Genomic DNA, 16793 nt, shown 5'->3' with positions numbered 1-16793 from the left:
CTTGCCGTCCGCATCCAATTTTTTGCCGCACCGGCAACGGAGCTGGCCTCCGGCCGGTGCGCCGGAGCACGCTGACGGCACCCGGACGAGAGGCTGCACCCATGGCGCACGACCACCACCACAAGCACCCGCACACCCACGCGGACTCCCCCTCCAGCACCGACATCGACTGGGCCGAGATGGCCGGTCACCTGGAGTCGCAGGCGGAGCTCTTCGCTCCCCTCTACGAGAACGCCCTGGGCTGGCTCGGCAAGGAGGTCACCGAGCCCGGGCTGATCGTCGACCTGGGCAGCGGGCCCGGGGTGGTGTCGTGTCTGTTCGCCGAGGTCTTCCCGGGGGCCCGGGTGCTCGCCGTGGACGGCAGCGAGCCGCTCCTGGACCGGGCCCGCGCCCGCGCCGAGCGGCAGGGCGTCGGTGACCGCTTCGATGTGCTCGCCGGTGAACTCCCGGGCGTGCTGGACGAGTTGGACTACCCGGCGGACCTCATCTGGGCCGGGCACAGCCTGCACCACCTGGGCGACCAGCGGGCCGCGCTCACGGCCTTCGCCGAACGGCTGGCCCCCGGCGGCACCCTGGCCATCCTCGAAGGCGGCCTGCCCAGCCGTTTCCTGCCCCGCGCCATCGGCATCGGCCGGCCCGGGCTCCAGGCACGGCTGGACGCGGTGCAGGAGGAGTGGTTCGAGCGGATGCGCACCGAGTTGCCGGGAACGGTCGCCGAAGCCGAGGACTGGCCCGCGCTGCTGACCTCCGCCGGGCTCAAGTACACCCGCAGCCGCAGCTTCCTCATCGACCTGCCCGCGCCCGCCTCCGACCGGGCGCGCGCCTACGCGACCGAGATCTTCTCCCGGCTGCGCGACACGCTCGGCGAGGGGGTCGACGCCGACGACCGCACCACCCTGGACCGGCTCCTCGACCCGGCGGACCCGGCAAGCCTGCACCACAGGCCCGACCTGTTCGTCCTCGGCGCCCGGACGGTCCACACGGCGGTACGGCCCGCTTAGCGGCGTTGACGGTCCGGTCCTGGCCGTCGGATTCCGTGCCGTACCGCGCCACCTGCGGTACTTGACATCGAGAGCGCTCGAAGTGGTGGACTCCGAGGGATCACCGGTCATCGAACACCAGGGGGAACCATGACCGACTCTCCGGTCGCTCTCATCACCGGCGGCGGCAGCGGCATCGGTGCTGCCGTGGCGCGGCAGTTGCTGGACGCCGGGCACCGGGTCGCCGTCACCGGCCGGGGTGAGCCGCGGCTGCGGGCCTTCGCCGAGGAACTCGGTGAGCCGGACGGGCTGTTGACGATCGTCGGCAACGCGGCCGAGTACGCGGACATCGAGTCCGCGGTCGACAGTACGGTCAAGGCGTACGGCCGTCTCGACACCGTCGTCGCCAACGCTGGTTTCGCCACCCATGACACCGTCGCCGAGGGCGACCCGGCGGGGTGGGCCGAGATGGTCCTCACCAACGTCCTCGGCCCCGCCCTGCTGATCCGTGCCTCCGTCGGTGCCCTGAAGGAGAGCCGGGGCCGGATCGTCCTGGTCGGCAGTGTCGCCGGGTTCGTGAACACGCCCGGCAACCTGTACGGGGCGACCAAGTGGGCGGTCACCGGGCTCGCGGAGAACACCCGCCGCCAGGTCACCGACTTCGGCATCGGTGTCACCCTGGTCGCGCCGGGGCGGGTGGAGACCCCGTTCTGGGACGGCAACGGCAGCCTGCCGCCCGGGCATCTGCTGACCGCCGACCAGATCGCCGACTCGGTGGTCTGGGCGATCCGGCAGCCGGCCGGGGTGGACGTCAACACCATCGTCGTACGACCGCTGGGGCAGCCCAACTGACGTGCCGGGCGGCCCGGTACCGCTCGCTACCGGGCCGCCCGCCCTCCCCGGGCCGATGGCCGGCGAAGAACGCACCTCGGTCAGTTGTTCGCGAGGAACTGCTTCGCCAGCTGGTCACCGAGAGACACCGCCGCGCTGTGGCTCTCGATGGGGGAGACCTTGGAGTTCTTGAACAGGATGTACGTCACGCCGGAGTCGGCGCCGCCGGTCGCCGGGTCGGGGTCGATGCCGAGCGCCTTGGCGGTGGCGTACGACGCCTCGCCGATGATCTTCGTGGGGCCGGTGTCGCCGACCACCGCGTACTCGACCTTGTTGTTGTAGATCACGGCCACCACTCCGCCGCCCTTGATGCCCGCGCTGGAGTAGTTCCAGATGCTGCTGGAGCTGGGCACCACGATGTAGGGCAGTGACTCGGCCTTCAGCGGCTTGCCGTCGGACTGGTGGAACGCGGTGTCGTCCTGGTACCAGGGGTCGCGGTCCTCGTTGCAGTTGGTGGTCCGCTGGCCGTCGCAGTCGATGTCCATGTCGGCCTTCCAGAACACCGCGCCGTTCTTGCCGCACACGGGGATCGTGGCCGAGGTCTCGTCGTCGGTCTTGTACTTGCCGTTCGATATCTGGGAGCAGCTCTTCACCTTGGCGAGCAGGTCCGCCGCGCTGACCGAGCCCTCCTGGGCGGACTTCGGGGTGGCGCCGGACGCGCTCGCGGGGAGCACTCCGGCGGCGAGCAGTGCGGCCCCGGAGGCCGCGGCAAGGGTCAGTGTTCGGATGCGCACTGTGGGGGGTCCCCTTCTGTTAGGAAAGTTTCCTGACCGGGTGCCGTACAAGGTGGACCCGGCTGCATGTCCGCGTCAACCCCCGGAGGGGAACTACCCCAGATGAGAACTGTCTGATTAGCCCATTAATGCGGTGATATGGCACCGGGCGAGGGAAGACTCATGAAGCAGGACATTCCGATTGTTTACGCAGGGGCCGTGCGGGTTGGGCGGTGGCTCCGATGGCTCCTGGAAAGTGAGGGGTCATGTTCGTACGCACGGTGTACGTCACCGGCGATCCGGCGCGGATCGAAGCCGCGATCAGGGCTCTGAACAGTGAAGGGCGCACTCTGCTGGAGGATCGTCCCGAGTACCGGGGCGCGTGTGTCTTCATCGACCGGGACCTGGGCAAACTGCTCGCGGTGAGCTGGTGGGGCTCCGCGGAGGCCCGGCGCAACAGCGACCAGGTGATGCGCGAGCGGCGCGGACCGATGCTGGAGCCGTTCGCGGGCACCGTCGCCGTCGAGAACTACGAGGTGGCCGTCTTCCACTCGGCGCAGTTGCCGAGGCTGGGCGGTGGGTTGCGGATCACCAGGGTGGAGTTCGACCCGGTCGACACGGACCTGTTCACCGAGACGTTCCGCTCCTCGGCGATACCCCGGCTGGAGACGCTGCCCGGCTTCGCCCGGTGCGCCGTGTTCGTCGACCGCGAGCGGGGCCGGGGCATGGTCGGCTCGCTCTTCGTCGACCGTGCCTCGATGGCCGCCTCCCGCGGTGGCCAGGCGGCCGCCCGCCGCCAGGACGTCGCCAAGTCGCATGTGACGGTCCTCGGCCTGGAGGAGTTCGAGGTCGTACACGCCGATGTGCACCCCGGATGACGCGCCCCGCGCGAGAGCCGGGGGAGGCGAAGTGCCGAAGCCGGGGAACGCGAAGCGCCGGGCCGGGGAACGCGAACGGCCGTCCTGTCGAGGGGGCGACGGGACGGCCGTTGTGTGAACCGGGCGGGCGCTCAGCCGATGTCGAAGGTGGCCGGGTCCGGGCCGATGCGCCGGTCCTCGTTGAGCGCGCTGATCGCCGCGAGGTCCTCGGTGTCCAGGCTGAAGTCGAACACCTCGATGTTCTCCTTGATCCGGGACGGCGTCACGGACTTCGGGATCACGACGTTGCCGAGCTGGAGGTGCCAGCGCAGCACGATCTGGGCCGGGGTGCGGTTGTGCTTCTGCGCGATCGCCACGATCGCCGGCACCTCCAGCAGACCCTTGCCCTGGCCGAGCGGGGACCAGGCCTCGGTGGCGATGCCCTGCTCCTCGTGGAACTCCCGCGCCGCGTGCTGCTGCAGATGCGGGTGCAGCTCGATCTGGTTGACGGCCGGGATGACCGAGGTCTCCGCGATCAGCCGCTCCAGGTGCTCCGGGATGAAGTTGGAGACGCCGATCGCCTTGACGCGGCCGTCGGCGTACAGCTTCTCGAACGCCTTGTACGAGTCGATGTACTTGCCCCGGGCCGGCAGCGGCCAGTGGATGAGGTACAGGTCCAGGTAGTCCAGACCCAGCTTCGCCAGTGACGCGTCGAAGGCGCGCAGCGTGGCGTCGTACCCCTGATCGGCGTTCCAGAGCTTGGTGGTGACGAAGATGTCCTCGCGGGCCACGCCGGAGGCGGCGATGGCCTTGCCGGTGCCCTCTTCGTTGCCGTAGATCGCCGCTGTGTCGATGCTGCGGTACCCGGCCTCCAGCGCCGTGGCGACGGCACGCTCGGCCTCGTCGTCCGGCACCTGCCACACGCCGAAGCCCAGCTGGGGCATCGCGACGCCGTTGTTGAGGATTTTCGGGGGGACCTTGCTGCTCACGAGCTCTCGATCCTTAGGTTGTCGACAGGTGGTACTCCCATCGTCAACGATCACGAGTCGTGATGCATTCCTGACCCCGGAATCCGCCGGAACTGACCGGCGGGTCAGCCGTCGTGGGCGGAGATTGGCCGGAAATGCATCCGACGTTATGGGTCCGGACCATTGACCGCGGCCCGCTCCTGCCGGGACTCTGGTTCGCATCGTCGGACGTATCGCTGAACCCGGTACAGGGATGTGAACCATCCTCTGGGTTTTCCAGCAGATCCCCGTGAACACGAACCCCCTGTGTGCGCTCTGAGACCCCCCAACCTCAGGAAAGCAGGTACGCACCCATGAACGAGACCCTCTCCGAGGACCGTCAGCCGGAACCCACGGTTCGGCAGACATCGGATGAAAAGGTCTGGCGAAGCCCTGGTTACCAGGTCGTGGAGACCGCCCTGGAAGTGACCGGCTACGCCCTCGGCGACCGCTGACCCGCCCTGGGCGGCCCGCCATGACCGTCACCACCGTCCACGCCGGGACGGCCGCCGACCCCTGGCCGGTCCCGCAGTTCACCGAACGGCTGCGCGCCGTCACCGCCGACCGCTACCACGACCGGCACCCCTTCAACCTGCGTATGCACCGGGGTGAGCTGACCCCGGCCGAACTGCGCCGCTGGATCGCCAACCGCTTCCACTACCAGCGGCACATCCCCGTCAAGGACGCCCTGATCCTCGCCAAGCTCGACGGGCCCGCGCTGCGCCGCGCCTGGCTGCGCCGCATCCGCGACCACGACGGCAGCGCCGACGGCGAGGGCGGCATCGAACGCTGGCTGCGCCTCGGCGAGGCCGCCGGTCTCACCCGCGACCAACTGTGGGACAGCTCCCGGGTGCTGCCCGGGGTGCGGCTGGCGGTCGAGGGGTACGTCACCTTCTGCCGCCTGCGCCCCGCCCTGGACGCGGTCGCCGCCTCCCTCACGGAACTGTCCGCACCCGGCCTGATGCGCACCCGCATCACCGCCCTCGAACGCCACTACCCATGGCTCGACCCGGCCGGCCTCGACTACTTCCGCACCCGCGTCGACCAGGGCGCCCGGGACGGTGAGGAGGCCCTCGCCCTGGTCCTGGCCTGGGCCCGCACCCGCGAGCAACAGCACCGCGCCGTCACCGCGCTCGCCTACAAGTGCGAGGTGCTGTGGGCCCTGCTCGACGCCGTGGACCGGGGGGACACCCGGGACTGGGGCGATTCCGGGGACTGGGGCGGCGCTCGGGACCCAGCCGGCGCCGATGACTGGATCGGCGCCCGGGACTCAGCCGGCGCCGGGGGCTGGGCCGACGCTCGGGACCAGGGCGACTCCCGGGACCGGGCCGAGGTCCGGGACCCAGCCGAGGCGCGGGACCGGGCCGTCGGGTCGGGCGGAGGTGGGGCATGACCTGGCGGCCCTCCCTCGCCCGCGCGGTCGTACTGCGTCACGACCGGGTGCGCGGCACCGATCTGTTGCTGGTGCCCGAGCGCGTGGTCGTGCTGCACGGCCGGGCGGGCGAGGTGCTCCGGCGGTGCGACGGCAACCGGGCGGTGGCGGAGATCGTCGCCGAGTTGGCGGAGGCGTTCCCGGACGCTCCGGTCGTCGCCGAAGTCCCGGAGTTCCTCGGGGCGTTGCAGAGGGAGGGGTGGCTGAGATGACCACCGCGGAGAACACCACGGCGACCACCGCGGAGCCCGGCACACCGGCCGCCGCGGAGCCGCCCTGGGCCCTGCTCGCCGAGCTCACGCATTCCTGTCCGCTGCGCTGCGGCTACTGCTCGAACCCTGTCCGACTGATCAGTCGGTCAGCCGAGCTGGACACCGGGGAGTGGTCGGAGGTGTTCCGGCAGGCCGGTGAACTGGGCGCCGTCCAGACCCATCTGTCCGGCGGCGAGCCGCTGCTCAGGCGTGATCTGCCCGAACTGGTCGCCGCCGCCGACACCGCCGGCCTCTACACCCAGCTCGTCACCAGCGGCATCGGGCTCAGCGAGCGGCGGCTGGCCGGGCTGGTCGGCGCCGGACTGCGCAGTGTCCAGCTGTCCGTACAGCACGCGGAGCCGACGGCCGCCGAACGCATCGCCGGCGCCCGCTCGTTCGCGGCCAAGGAACGCGCGGCCCGGCTGATCCGGGCGTCGGGTCTGCCCTTCGGGCTGAACGTCGTGCTGCACCGGGGCAGCCTGGACGCCGTCGACGACCTGATCGCGCTCGGCGTGAACTGGGGCGCGGACCGGATCGAGCTGGCCAACACCCAGTACCACGGCTGGGCGGCCCGCAACCGCGCCGCGCTGCTGCCGCTGCCCGGGCAGGTGGAACGGGCCCGGGAGACGGTCCTGCGCTGGCGCGCACGCCTGGGCGAACCGGAGCTGATCTGGGTCGCCCCCGATCTCCTCACCGGTACCGCGAAGCCCTGCATGGGCGGCTGGGGCCGGATCTCCCTCACCGTGACCCCCGACGGCACGGTCCTGCCCTGCCCGGCCGCGGCCACCCTGCCCGGTCTGGACCCGCCGAACGTACGGGAGCACCGACTCGCCTGGATCTGGCGGGAGTCGAAGGCCTTCAACGCCTACCGGGGCGAGGCGTGGATGCGCGAACCCTGCCGCGGCTGTGCCCTGCGCGCCACCGACTTCGGCGGCTGCCGCTGCCAGGCGTACGCGCTGACGGGGGACGCCCGCAACACCGACCCGGCCTGCCGCCACGCCCCCGGCCACCACCTCGTACCCCTGCGGCGGACTTCCGCCGCCACCGTACCCAGAGAGGACCCCGGAGGAGCCGCCGGAGAAGCCGCCGGAGGAGTCCCCGGAGAAGCCCACAGAGAAGCCCCCGGAGAAGGAGGACCATGAAACGCCTGCGAGCCGCCGTCGCGGCCGTCGCGCTCACCACCGCCACCCTGGCCGCGCTCCCCGCGACCGTACCCCCGCCCGCCGTCGCGGCCACCGCACCCGCCGCGACCAGACCGGCCGCCGCCCCCGACTGGTCCACCGCGGTCGTCGACTCCACGATGGCCCGCTACACCCCGGTCACCATCGGGGGCTGGTCCTACCCGGTCGGCCTCTACCTGTACGGCCAGTACCTCACCTACCGGCGCACCCACGACCCCCGCTATCTCACCTACATCAAGAGTTACGTGGACCGGTTCGTGAAGAGCGACGGATCGATCGACCAGTCCTTCAACAGCCTGGACAGCATGCAGGCGGGCCGGCTCCTGGTGATCCTGCACCACGAGACGGGCCAGGACCGCTACCGCAAGGCGGCCCAGAAGATCCGCGACCGCCTGAACACCTACCCGCGCACCAGCGACGGCGGTTTCTGGCACGCCGACAACTCCAGCCGCGCGCACCAGCTGTGGGCGGACGGCGTCTACATGGTGAACCCGTTCCTCGTCGAGTACGGCAAGGAGTTCGGGGACAGCGCGTACACGGACGACGAGGCGGCCAAGCAGCTCGCCGTCTACGGCGGCCACCTCCAGGTCGCGAACGGACTGCTCAAGCACGCCTACGACGAGTCGAAGACCGCGAGCTGGGCGGATCCGGGGACAGGGCTCGCGCCCGAGCACTGGTGCCGTGCCGTCGGCTGGTACGCGATGGCGATCGTCAACGTGCTGGACGCCGTCCCCGCGAACCAGCCCCGGCGCCCCCAACTCCTCTCCATCTTCCGCAAGTTGGCGGCCGGCCTGGAGAAGTACCAGGACCCGGCGACCGGACGCTGGTTCCAGGTGATCGACAAGGGCGGCCGCAGCGACAACTGGACCGAGACGTCCTGCTCCAGCATGTTCACCTACGCCCTCTCGCGCGGCGCCCAGCAGCACTATCTCGACCCGCACTACGCGGATGTCGCCCGCCGCGGCTACCAGGGCGTGCTCGCGCAGCTGTCGGTCGGTCCGGACGGCCGCACCGACCTCGCCGACATCTCCGTCGGCACCAACGTCGGCGACTACGCGTACTACGTCGCCCGCACCCGGGCCGTCAACGACTTCCACGGCCTCGGGGCCTTCCTGATCATGAACGAGCAACTGCGAGGAGATTCAGTGTCATGAGCACAACATCCCGAAGGGCGGTTCTCGGGGCCGCGCTCGCCGGTGCCGCGGGAGCGGCCGTCGGTCTGCCCGCGACCACCGCACACGCCGCGTCCTGGCAGCTCAAGTGGCAGCCGTCGGCGAGCAGCGACGGACTCGGCGCCTTCGAGACCGTCGAGGACGACCGCGCCGACTCCCACCCCGCCGGGCACCCGCACATCTTCGCCACGGGCAACAACTGGCGCTTCAACATGCACACGGTCGACCGCGACACCTCGACCGACCGCCAGCGCCAGGAGGTCACCGGCCTGCGCACGAGTTCCAGCAGCTACCTCAAGTGGAACGAGGGCCAGACCTGGCGGGTCACCTACTCGATGTACATCCCGAGCTCGCTGAAGGCGACCACCACCTTCACGCACATCATGCAGATGAAGCAGCCCGGCAGCGGCACCTCGCCGATCGTCGTGCAGTCCCTGCGGCGGGTGAACGGCAAGCAGACCATCGAACTGAAGCTGGCGATCGACGACATCCTCGTCGGCCGCACGGACCTGGACCCGCTGCACGACACCTGGACCGACGTGGACTTCCAGATCAAGGTCGGCAACGGCTCGGCGGGTTCGGTCCGCTGGATCCTCAAGTCCGGCGGCTCGACCGTGATCGACGCCTCCAAGACCGGCGTCGACACCTTCCTGGCCGACCGGGTCCGCCCGAAGTGGGGCATCTACCGCTCCCTGGGCGACACCTCGGGCTCCTTGCAGGACACCTATCTCCTGCTGACCGATCTCCGCGGCTACCAGCTGGTGTGAGGAACCGTCACATGAAACCCCCCACAGCTCCACGGCACCGGGCCGCCGCGATCGTGCTGTTCGTCGTGGCCGTCGTCCTCGGGCTCTCCCATCCCGCGGCCCTCGCGGCCCCGCCCGCCGCGCCGCACCCCGCCGCCGTCTTCGACGTGCGTGACTACGGCGCCAAGGGCGACGGCTCCGCCAACGACTCCCCGGCCATCGACAAGGCCGTCACGGCGGCGAGCGCGGCGGGCGGCGGCACGGTCCGCTTCACCGCCGGCACCTACAAGTCCAAGAACACCATCCACATGAAGAGCCATGTGACGCTGCAGCTCGACAAGGGCGCCACCCTCCAGGGCTCCAGCGCCGACACCTACGACAAGGCCGAGTCCAACCCGTACGACGCCTACCAGGACTACGGCCACAGCCACTTCCACGACGCGATGATCTACGGCGACAAGCTCACCGACATCGGGTTCGTCGGGCAGGGCGTCATCGACGGCGCCGGCAACCTGATCACCGGCAACCCGAAGACCGGCGAGGCCGACAAGATCATCTCGCTGACGAGGTGCGACGGCCTCCGGATCGGCGACGGTCTGACGCTTCGCCGGGGCGGTCACTTCGCGGCCCTGATCAACGGCTGCAACAACGTGACGTCCGACCACCTGACCATCGACACCGCGAGCGACCGCGACGGCTGGAACGTCATCTCCACGACGAACGCCACGATCACCAACGCCACGATCCACGCCAACGACGACGCCCTGGTCTTCAAGAGCGACTACGCGCTCGGCGCGAAGCTCCCCAACGGGCATGTCCGGGTGAGCGGTTCGACACTCGGCGCGAAGTGCTGCAACGCCCTGATGTTCGGCTCCGAGACCTGCGGAGACTTCTCGGACTACCAGTTCGAGAACATCCGTATCGACGGCGCCGAGAAGTCGGGCCTCGGCATGGTCTCGATGGACGGCGCGAAGATCTCCGACGTCCACTACCGCGACATCACGATGACCAACGTCCACTCGCCGATCATGGAGAAGATCGGGACGAGGAAACGCTGCGGGAACAGTCCCGGCGTCGGATCGATCAGTGACGTCACGTACGACAACATCACCGCCACCGGCAACAGCCCCTCCTTCAGCCCGACCCTGTGGGGCGAGAGCGGCCACCGCATCAGCGGGGTGACCTTCGACCACGTCAACATCACCGTCCCCGGCGGCAACGGCACCATGTCCACCGGCGTGCCCAGCAACGACCCGAACGACTACAACCCCAAGGCCATCGGCACCCGGCCCGCCTACGGCTGGTACCTGCACAACGCCGACCACGTGCAATTCACCGACAGCAGCGTGAAGTTCGCCGCGGACGACGGGCGGCCCGCGGTCATCGCCAACGCGGTCAGCGACCTCCGCCTCACCCGGTTCACCGCGCAGAAGGGCGGCGACTCCCCGTACGACATCGGCCTCCAGGACGTCACCGGAGCCTGCCTGACGGACAGTCACAACACCTCCGGCGGTGCACTGCGCGTCTCCGGCAGCCAGGACTGCGCGGCGGCCGCGCGGCCGTTGGACCTGGAGAACCCCCGCCAGGACTTCCTCCGCAACTCCGTCGGCGGCCTCTTCCTGCACTGGGGCCTGCGCACCGCCCCCGCCCACACCAGCTGCACCGCCTGGGAGAACGACGTCACCAGCGGCGGCTGGACCCCCGACTACTGGGTGAACGAGGCCCAGAAGCTGCACACCCAGTACCTGGTCCTCGCCACCTTCCACAGCCGCCTCGGCTACGCCCGCCCCTGGCCCTCGAAGATCCCCGGGTCCTGCTCGACCAAGCGGGACTTCCTCGGCGAGCTGATCACCGCCGCCAAGGCCAAGGGCATGAAGGTCATCCTCTACATGACCAACGACCCCCAGTGGCACGACGAGGGCGGCCATGAGTGGCTCGACTCGGCCGCCTACTCCGCCTACAAGGGCAAGAACGTCGACCTGACCACCAACGACGGCTTCGGGCAGTTCAGTTACGACAACTTCTTCGAGGTCATGGACCGCTATCCCGACCTCGGCGGCTTCTGGATCGACAACGACAACGCGTACTGGGAGAGCCACGACCTCTACCAGCAGATCTACCAGAAGCGCCCGGACTACACGCTCAGCAACAACAACGAAGACACGCCGATCATGGACATGATCAGCAATGAGCAGAAGACGGGCATGACCCCGGCCTACGACTACCCCCAGGCCGTCTACACCGCCCAACCCCGCCTCACCGAGGCGGACTTCAAGCTGCCGTCGACCGGCGCCTGGTGGTACGACGGCTCGGACCCGACCGTCGACCGCGCGCTCACCCTCGGTCGGCTCGTCACCAACGCCGGTTCCTCGGTGAAGGCCCTGATGGCGGAGACCGCCCAGGTCAACGGCAAGTTCCCGAGCAACCAGGCCGCCTTCAACACCTTCGCGAACAGCTACCTCGACCCCATCTGGGAGTCCCTGCATGGCACCGAGGGCGGCGGCTATATGTACGGCGGCCTCAAACCCGGCTACTGGAACGACGGCGCCCACGGCGTGACCACCGTCGCCAAGTCCGACCCGAACCGCCAGTACATCCACGTCCTGACCCCGCCCAGCACCAGCACCCTGCGCATCCGCGACAACGGCTACCGCATCGCCTCCGTCACCAACCTGCGTACGGGCAAGGCGGTTTCGTGGTCGCAGTCCGGTGGCGTGCTGACCCTGACCGGGCTCGGCGACTGGGACCCGTACGACACCGTCTTCAAGGTCACCACCGCCGGCCGCCAGGGCATCCTCACCGGCGTCAAGGTGACCGCGAGCGCCGCCGCGAGCGGACACGCCGGCTCGGCCGCCGGTGACGGCGACTACCTCACCTACTGGGACAACAACAAGACGCTGCCCGTGAACCTCACCTTCGACCTCGGCTCGGCCAAGAAGGTGCAGTACCTCGGGCTCAACCAGCGCGAGGACTCCGTCGCCTACGCCCGCTCGGACACCGAGCAGTCGGCGCGGATCAAGGACTACAAGGTGTACGTCAGCGACGACGGCACGAACTGGGGAAGCCCGGTCAAGACCGGACAGCTGCCCAGCCGCCGCGGCATCCAGGGCATCGACCTCACCGCCGCCACCGCCCGCTACGTCCGCCTCGAAGTCGACACCACCTGGGCCGCCTCCACCGACACCACCCGCTACAAGCGGCTGCGGATCGACGAGGCGTGGATCGGGACGTCGTACGCCACACCCGCGAACGGGGGACAGAAGTGAAACGCGTCAGATCGCTCACGGCCGCGGTGGCCGGTCTGCTCGTGACGGCCGCCGTGCCGCTCCTGAGCAGCGCCGCCCAGCCGGCCGCCGCCTCCGACAACGGCCAGTCGGCCCGCCCCGCCATGGGCTGGAGCAGCTGGAGCTTCGTACGCCGCCAGCCGACCGAGGCGAAGATCGAGGCCCAGGCCGACGCACTGGCCTCCAGCGGCCTGAAGAACCACGGCTTCGTGTACGTCAACCTCGACGACTTCTGGCAGAAGTGCGACGACAACGGCTTCGTCGTGGACTCCTACGGCCGCTGGACCGCCGACACCGCCAAGTTCCCCGACGGCATCAAGGCGGTCGCCGACTACGTCCACTCCAAGGGCCTGAAGTTCGGCTTCTACGTCACACCCGGCATCGCGAAGAACGCGGTCCTGAAGAACACGCCGATCGAGGGCACGTCGTACCACGCGAAGGACATCGCGGACACCTCGAAGACGGAGAAGAACTACAACTGCAAGAACATGTACTACATCGACTACGGGAAGCCCGGCGCGCAGGAGTTCGTCAACTCCTGGGCGAAGCAGTTCGCTTCCTGGGGCGTCGACTATCTCAAGATCGACGGCGTGGGCAGCCAGGACGTGTCCGACGTCCAGGCCTGGGACAAGGCGCTGCGGGCGAGCGGACGGCCCATCAATTTCGCCCTCTCCAACAACCTTCCGATCGCCGATGCCACCACATGGCGCGGGCTCGCCAACAGCTGGCGCACCCAGGGCGATGTGGAGTGCTACTGCGGGCCCGGCGACAACGGCAGCGGCTATCCGCTGACCGACTGGTCCCATGTCTCCAAGCGGTTCGACTCGGCCGCCTCCTGGCAGCCGTACGCCGGTCCCGGCGGCTGGAACGACCTGGACTCGCTGGAGCTCGGCAACGGCGACCAGGTGGGTCTCACGGCCGACCAGCGCCGCTCCCACTTCACGCTGTGGTCGATGGCGGCGGCCCCGCTGCTGCTCGGCACCGACCTCACCCACCTCGACACCGTCGACAAGGCCATGCTCACCAACGACCGGCTGATCGGCGTCGACCAGGACGGGGTGGCCGCGAAGCGGATCGTGAACAGCGGGGTCCAGCAGGTGTGGAGCAAGAAGGAGAGCGACGGCCAGTACGTCGTGGCCCTCTTCAACACCGGGACCTCCGGCAACTCCACGGTGAGCGTGGACTGGTCCCAGGCCGGCTTCACCGGCTCCGGCGATGTGACCGACCTGTGGTCCGGCTCCCACAAGGGCGTGATCGCCAACTCCTACAGCGCCACCCTGCGCCCGGGCGAGACCCGCCTGATCCGCGTCAAGCCCGTGAACTCCGTGAAGCTCGCGGCCGCTTCACCGGGCTTCGCCGTCGCCCCCTACGAGTACCTGGGCTGGGGCAGCCCGCAGAACCCGACGTCGGTGATGTCGGCGACCGGCGTCAAGTGGTTCACCCTCGCCTTCGTCCTCTCCGACGGCACCTGCAACCCCAAGTGGGACGGCTCGCGTCCGCTCACGGGCGGCGACGACCAGGCGAAGATCAACGCGATCCGGGCGGCCGGCGGGGACGTGGTCGTGTCCGTCGGCGGCTGGAGCGGCGACAAGCTCGGCGAGAAGTGCTCCAGCGCCTCGGCGCTCGCGGGCGCCTACCAGAAGGTGATCAGCGCCTACAAGCTGAAGGCCCTCGACATCGACATCGAGAACACCGAGTGGTCGAACGCGACCGTACGGCAGCGGGTCGTCGACGCGCTGAAGACGGTGAAGGCGAACAATCCGGGCCTGAAGACGGTCATCACCTTCGGGACCACCACCAGCGGCCCCGACTCCACCGGCGCCGACATGATCAAGCGGGCCGCCGACTCCGGTCTGGCGAACGACGTCTGGTGCATCATGCCGTTCGACTTCGGCGGCGGTTCCACGAACATGGGGACCCTCACCACCCAGGCCATGGAGGGGCTCAAGGCCAAGGTCAAGTCGGCCTACGGCTACAGCGACGCCACCGCCTACGCCCACATCGGGCTGTCGTCGATGAACGGGAAGACCGACGACTCCGGTGAACGGGTCCGCGTCGCCGACTTCAAGACCATGCTCGGCTACGCCCAGCAGCACCACATCGGGCGCCTCACCTACTGGGCCGTCAACCGCGACCGGGCCTGCGGCTCGGGCACCGACGGCGACGCCTGCAGCGGTGTGTCGCAGCAGCCGTACGACTACCTCAAGGTCTTCGCCCAGTACACGGGCTGACAGGGAGCAACCCCCATGAATCTCAGGAGAGTTCTGCCCTACGGCCTGGCCGCGGCGCTCGCGCTGCCGCTGGCCGGCCTGAGCCAGGGCACCGCCCTCGCGGCCACCGACTACCAGGCCGAGGACGCCACCATCTCGCAGGGCACGGTCGCCACCAACCACACCGGCTACACGGGCACCGGCTTCGTCGACTACACCAACATCAAGGGTTCGTACGTGGAGTTCGCGGTGAGCGCGGCCTCGGCCGGCACCTCGTCCCTCACCCTGCGCTTCGCCAACGGCACCGCCACCGACCGCCCGATGGACATCTCCGTCAACGGCACGGTCGTCGCCTCCGCGGTCTCCTTCCCGGCCACCGCCGACTGGAACACGTGGGTGACCAAGTCGGTCAACGTGCCGCTGACCGCGGGCACCAACAAGATCCGGGCGACCGCCACCACCGCCGACGGCGGGCCCAACCTCGACCGGATCAGCGTCGGAGCGGCGGCCGACACCCAGGCCCCCACCCGGCCCGGCCAGCCGTCCTGCTCCGACATCGGCGAGAACGGCCTCACCCTGAACTGGGGCGCGGCCACGGACGACGTGGGCGTGGCGGCGTACGACCTCTACGAGCACGGCAACAAGTTCGCCGAGGCGGCGGGGAGTTCGACGTCGAAGACCCTCACCGGGCTCACCCCGAACACCACCTACGACCTGACCGTGATCGCCCGTGACGCGGCCGGCAACACCTCGCCGGCCAGTCCCGTCGTCGACTGCACGACGAAACCGAGCAGCGACACCACACCGCCGACCGCACCCGGTGCCCTGTCCGCGGCCGGCATCACCGCGAACACGGTCGACCTCAGCTGGGGCGCGTCCACCGACGACCGCGCGGTGACCGCGTACGACGTCCGCAGCGGGGACACCGTCTACAAGACGGTCACCGACGGCACGGCCACCACCCTCACCGGCCTCGCCTGCGACAGCCCCTACACACTGGACGTCGTCGCCCGGGACGCGGCCGGGAACGTCTCCGCGCCGAGCAACACCGTCACCTTCACCACCAAGGCCTGTGCCACCGACGGCGGGGTCCCGTCCTCCATCGCCACGCTCTCCAGCGGCTGGACGATCCCCTGGGGCACCTACTGGATGCCCGACGGCAAGACCGCGCTGGTCACCGAGCGGGACGACTTCAAGGTCTGGAAGGTGACCAAGGACGGCACCCGGACCCAGGTGGGGACCGTGCCGAACGCCGTCACCACCAACGGCGAGGGCGGGCTGCTCGGGGTCGCCGTCGACCCCAAGTGGGAGACCAACCACTACGTCTACTTCATGCACACCGCGGACGAGGGCAACCGGGTCGTCCGCATGACCTACGACGGCACCAAGCTCAGCGACTACAAGATCCTGCTCCAGGGCATCAAGAAGAACCGCTACCACAACGGCGGACGGCTCCTCTTCGGTCCCGACGGCTATCTCTACGTCTCGACAGGGGAGGCCCAGACCCCCGATCTCGCCCAGGACAAGAACTCCCTCAACGGCAAGATCCTGCGCATGACGACGGACGGCAAGCCGGCCCCCGGCAACCCGTTCGGCAACTACGTCTACAGCTACGGCCACCGCAACCCGCAGGGCCTCGCCTTCGACCGCAGCGGGCGGCTGTGGGAGGCCGAGTTCGGCAACAGCTCCAAGGACGAGCTGAACCTCATCAAGCCGGGCGCCGACTACGGCTGGCCGACCTGCGAGGGCACCTGCTCGGTCGCGGGGATGACCAACCCCAAGGCCACCTGGAACGTCTCCGAGGCCTCCCCGAGCGGCATCGCCATCGTCCGCAACGTCGTCTACATGGCGTCCCTGCGCGGCGAACGGCTGTGGCGGATCCCGATCAACGGCAACAACGAGAGCGTGGGCACCCCGACGGCGTACTACGTCGGCACCTACGGGCGGCTGCGGACCGTGACCAAGGTGCCGGGCGCCGACCAGCTGTGGCTGTCCACCACCAACTGCGACAACAACGGCAACCAGCCCGACGGATCCGACAAGCTCTTCCGGATCGACATCAGCTGACG

General features: G+C 69.5%; 13 protein-coding genes and 1 pseudogene. 12 read left to right on the top strand and 2 right to left on the bottom strand.

The annotated features are described in order from the left end of the window. The first annotated feature begins 101 nt into the window (after positions 1-101). A complete protein-coding gene (locus AB0D85_RS40450; protein WP_362332132.1) occupies positions 102-1001 on the top strand; it encodes a class I SAM-dependent methyltransferase in 900 nt (299 codons plus the stop codon). Between the two features lie 129 nt (positions 1002-1130). Further along, positions 1131-1832 carry an SDR family oxidoreductase gene (locus AB0D85_RS40445; protein WP_362332128.1) on the top strand — a complete coding sequence of 234 codons (702 nt, stop codon included), beginning with the start codon at positions 1131-1133 and terminating at the stop codon, positions 1830-1832. Between the two features lie 80 nt (positions 1833-1912). Here AB0D85_RS40445 and AB0D85_RS40440 read toward each other — a convergent pair whose 3' ends face one another. After that, positions 1913-2605, bottom strand: coding sequence for a glycoside hydrolase family 75 protein (locus AB0D85_RS40440; protein ID WP_362332125.1), 693 nt, complete (start codon positions 2603-2605; stop codon positions 1913-1915). Between the two features lie 245 nt (positions 2606-2850). On the opposite strand from AB0D85_RS40440, the gene AB0D85_RS40435 reads away from it, so the two are divergent. Beyond that, entirely contained in the window at positions 2851-3462 is a 612-nt protein-coding gene (locus tag AB0D85_RS40435) for a hypothetical protein (protein ID WP_362332122.1), read from the top strand. A 131-nt stretch (positions 3463-3593) separates the two neighbouring features. Here the strand turns inward: AB0D85_RS40435 and AB0D85_RS40430 are convergent, their stop codons facing one another. After that, complete coding sequence (locus AB0D85_RS40430) at positions 3594-4430, bottom strand: aldo/keto reductase (protein ID WP_362332119.1); 837 nt, start codon at positions 4428-4430, stop codon at positions 3594-3596. A 332-nt stretch (positions 4431-4762) separates the two neighbouring features. Here AB0D85_RS40430 and AB0D85_RS40425 point away from each other — a divergent pair, with 332 nt between their 5' ends. The 9 genes and pseudogenes from AB0D85_RS40425 (at position 4763) to AB0D85_RS40385 (ending at position 16791) form a co-directional block, all read left to right on the top strand. After that, positions 4763-4903, top strand: coding sequence for a pyrroloquinoline quinone precursor peptide PqqA (locus tag AB0D85_RS40425; protein ID WP_362332116.1), 141 nt, complete (start codon positions 4763-4765; stop codon positions 4901-4903). A 20-nt stretch (positions 4904-4923) separates the two neighbouring features. Next, a pseudogene (pqqC, locus tag AB0D85_RS40420) lies at positions 4924-5631 on the top strand (pyrroloquinoline-quinone synthase PqqC); the annotation flags it as partial. Between the two features lie 206 nt (positions 5632-5837). Further along, entirely contained in the window at positions 5838-6092 is a 255-nt protein-coding gene (pqqD, locus tag AB0D85_RS40415) for a pyrroloquinoline quinone biosynthesis peptide chaperone PqqD (protein WP_362332114.1), read from the top strand. After that, positions 6089-7273, top strand: a complete 1185-nt coding sequence (gene pqqE, locus AB0D85_RS40410; protein ID WP_362332111.1) for a pyrroloquinoline quinone biosynthesis protein PqqE — start codon at positions 6089-6091, stop codon at positions 7271-7273. The genes pqqD and pqqE overlap by 4 nt, the downstream gene beginning before the upstream one ends. After that, a complete protein-coding gene (locus AB0D85_RS40405) occupies positions 7270-8466 on the top strand; it encodes a glycoside hydrolase family 88 protein (RefSeq protein WP_362332108.1) in 1197 nt (398 codons plus the stop codon). Before pqqE ends, AB0D85_RS40405 begins: the two co-directional genes overlap by 4 nt. After that, complete coding sequence (locus tag AB0D85_RS40400) at positions 8463-9251, top strand: heparin lyase I family protein (protein ID WP_362332105.1); 789 nt, start codon at positions 8463-8465, stop codon at positions 9249-9251. Before AB0D85_RS40405 ends, AB0D85_RS40400 begins: the two co-directional genes overlap by 4 nt. An 11-nt stretch (positions 9252-9262) precedes the next feature. Next, on the top strand, positions 9263-12496 hold the full coding sequence (locus tag AB0D85_RS40395) for a glycosyl hydrolase family 28 protein (RefSeq protein WP_362332102.1): 3234 nt from the start codon (positions 9263-9265) through the stop codon (positions 12494-12496). Further along, entirely contained in the window at positions 12493-14745 is a 2253-nt protein-coding gene (locus AB0D85_RS40390) for an alpha-galactosidase (RefSeq protein ID WP_362332099.1), read from the top strand. The genes AB0D85_RS40395 and AB0D85_RS40390 overlap by 4 nt, the downstream gene beginning before the upstream one ends. Before the next feature lie 15 nt (positions 14746-14760). Next, a complete protein-coding gene (locus AB0D85_RS40385; RefSeq protein ID WP_362332096.1) occupies positions 14761-16791 on the top strand; it encodes a PQQ-dependent sugar dehydrogenase in 2031 nt (676 codons plus the stop codon). Positions 16792-16793: the final 2 nt, after the last annotated feature.

Source organism: Streptomyces sp. NPDC048277 (assembly GCF_040652235.1).
In the GTDB taxonomy this organism is placed as follows: Bacteria; Actinomycetota; Actinomycetes; order Streptomycetales; family Streptomycetaceae; genus Streptomyces.
This window is presented reverse-complemented; position numbering and strand designations above follow the sequence as displayed.

Bases quoted from the DNA above. Each gene is read 5' to 3' on its own strand.
- AB0D85_RS40450 (WP_362332132.1), top strand. From the start codon at position 102: ATGGCGCACGACCACCACCACAAGCACCCGCACACCCACGCGGACTCC.
- AB0D85_RS40445 (WP_362332128.1), top strand. From the start codon at position 1,131: ATGACCGACTCTCCGGTCGCTCTCATCACCGGCGGCGGCAGCGGCATC.
- AB0D85_RS40435 (WP_362332122.1), top strand. From the start codon at position 2,851: ATGTTCGTACGCACGGTGTACGTCACCGGCGATCCGGCGCGGATCGAA.
- AB0D85_RS40425 (WP_362332116.1), top strand. From the start codon at position 4,763: ATGAACGAGACCCTCTCCGAGGACCGTCAGCCGGAACCCACGGTTCGG.
- pqqD (WP_362332114.1), top strand. From the start codon at position 5,838: ATGACCTGGCGGCCCTCCCTCGCCCGCGCGGTCGTACTGCGTCACGAC.
- pqqE (WP_362332111.1), top strand. From the start codon at position 6,089: ATGACCACCGCGGAGAACACCACGGCGACCACCGCGGAGCCCGGCACA.
- AB0D85_RS40405 (WP_362332108.1), top strand. From the start codon at position 7,270: ATGAAACGCCTGCGAGCCGCCGTCGCGGCCGTCGCGCTCACCACCGCC.
- AB0D85_RS40400 (WP_362332105.1), top strand. From the start codon at position 8,463: ATGAGCACAACATCCCGAAGGGCGGTTCTCGGGGCCGCGCTCGCCGGT.
- AB0D85_RS40395 (WP_362332102.1), top strand. From the start codon at position 9,263: ATGAAACCCCCCACAGCTCCACGGCACCGGGCCGCCGCGATCGTGCTG.
- AB0D85_RS40385 (WP_362332096.1), top strand. From the start codon at position 14,761: ATGAATCTCAGGAGAGTTCTGCCCTACGGCCTGGCCGCGGCGCTCGCG.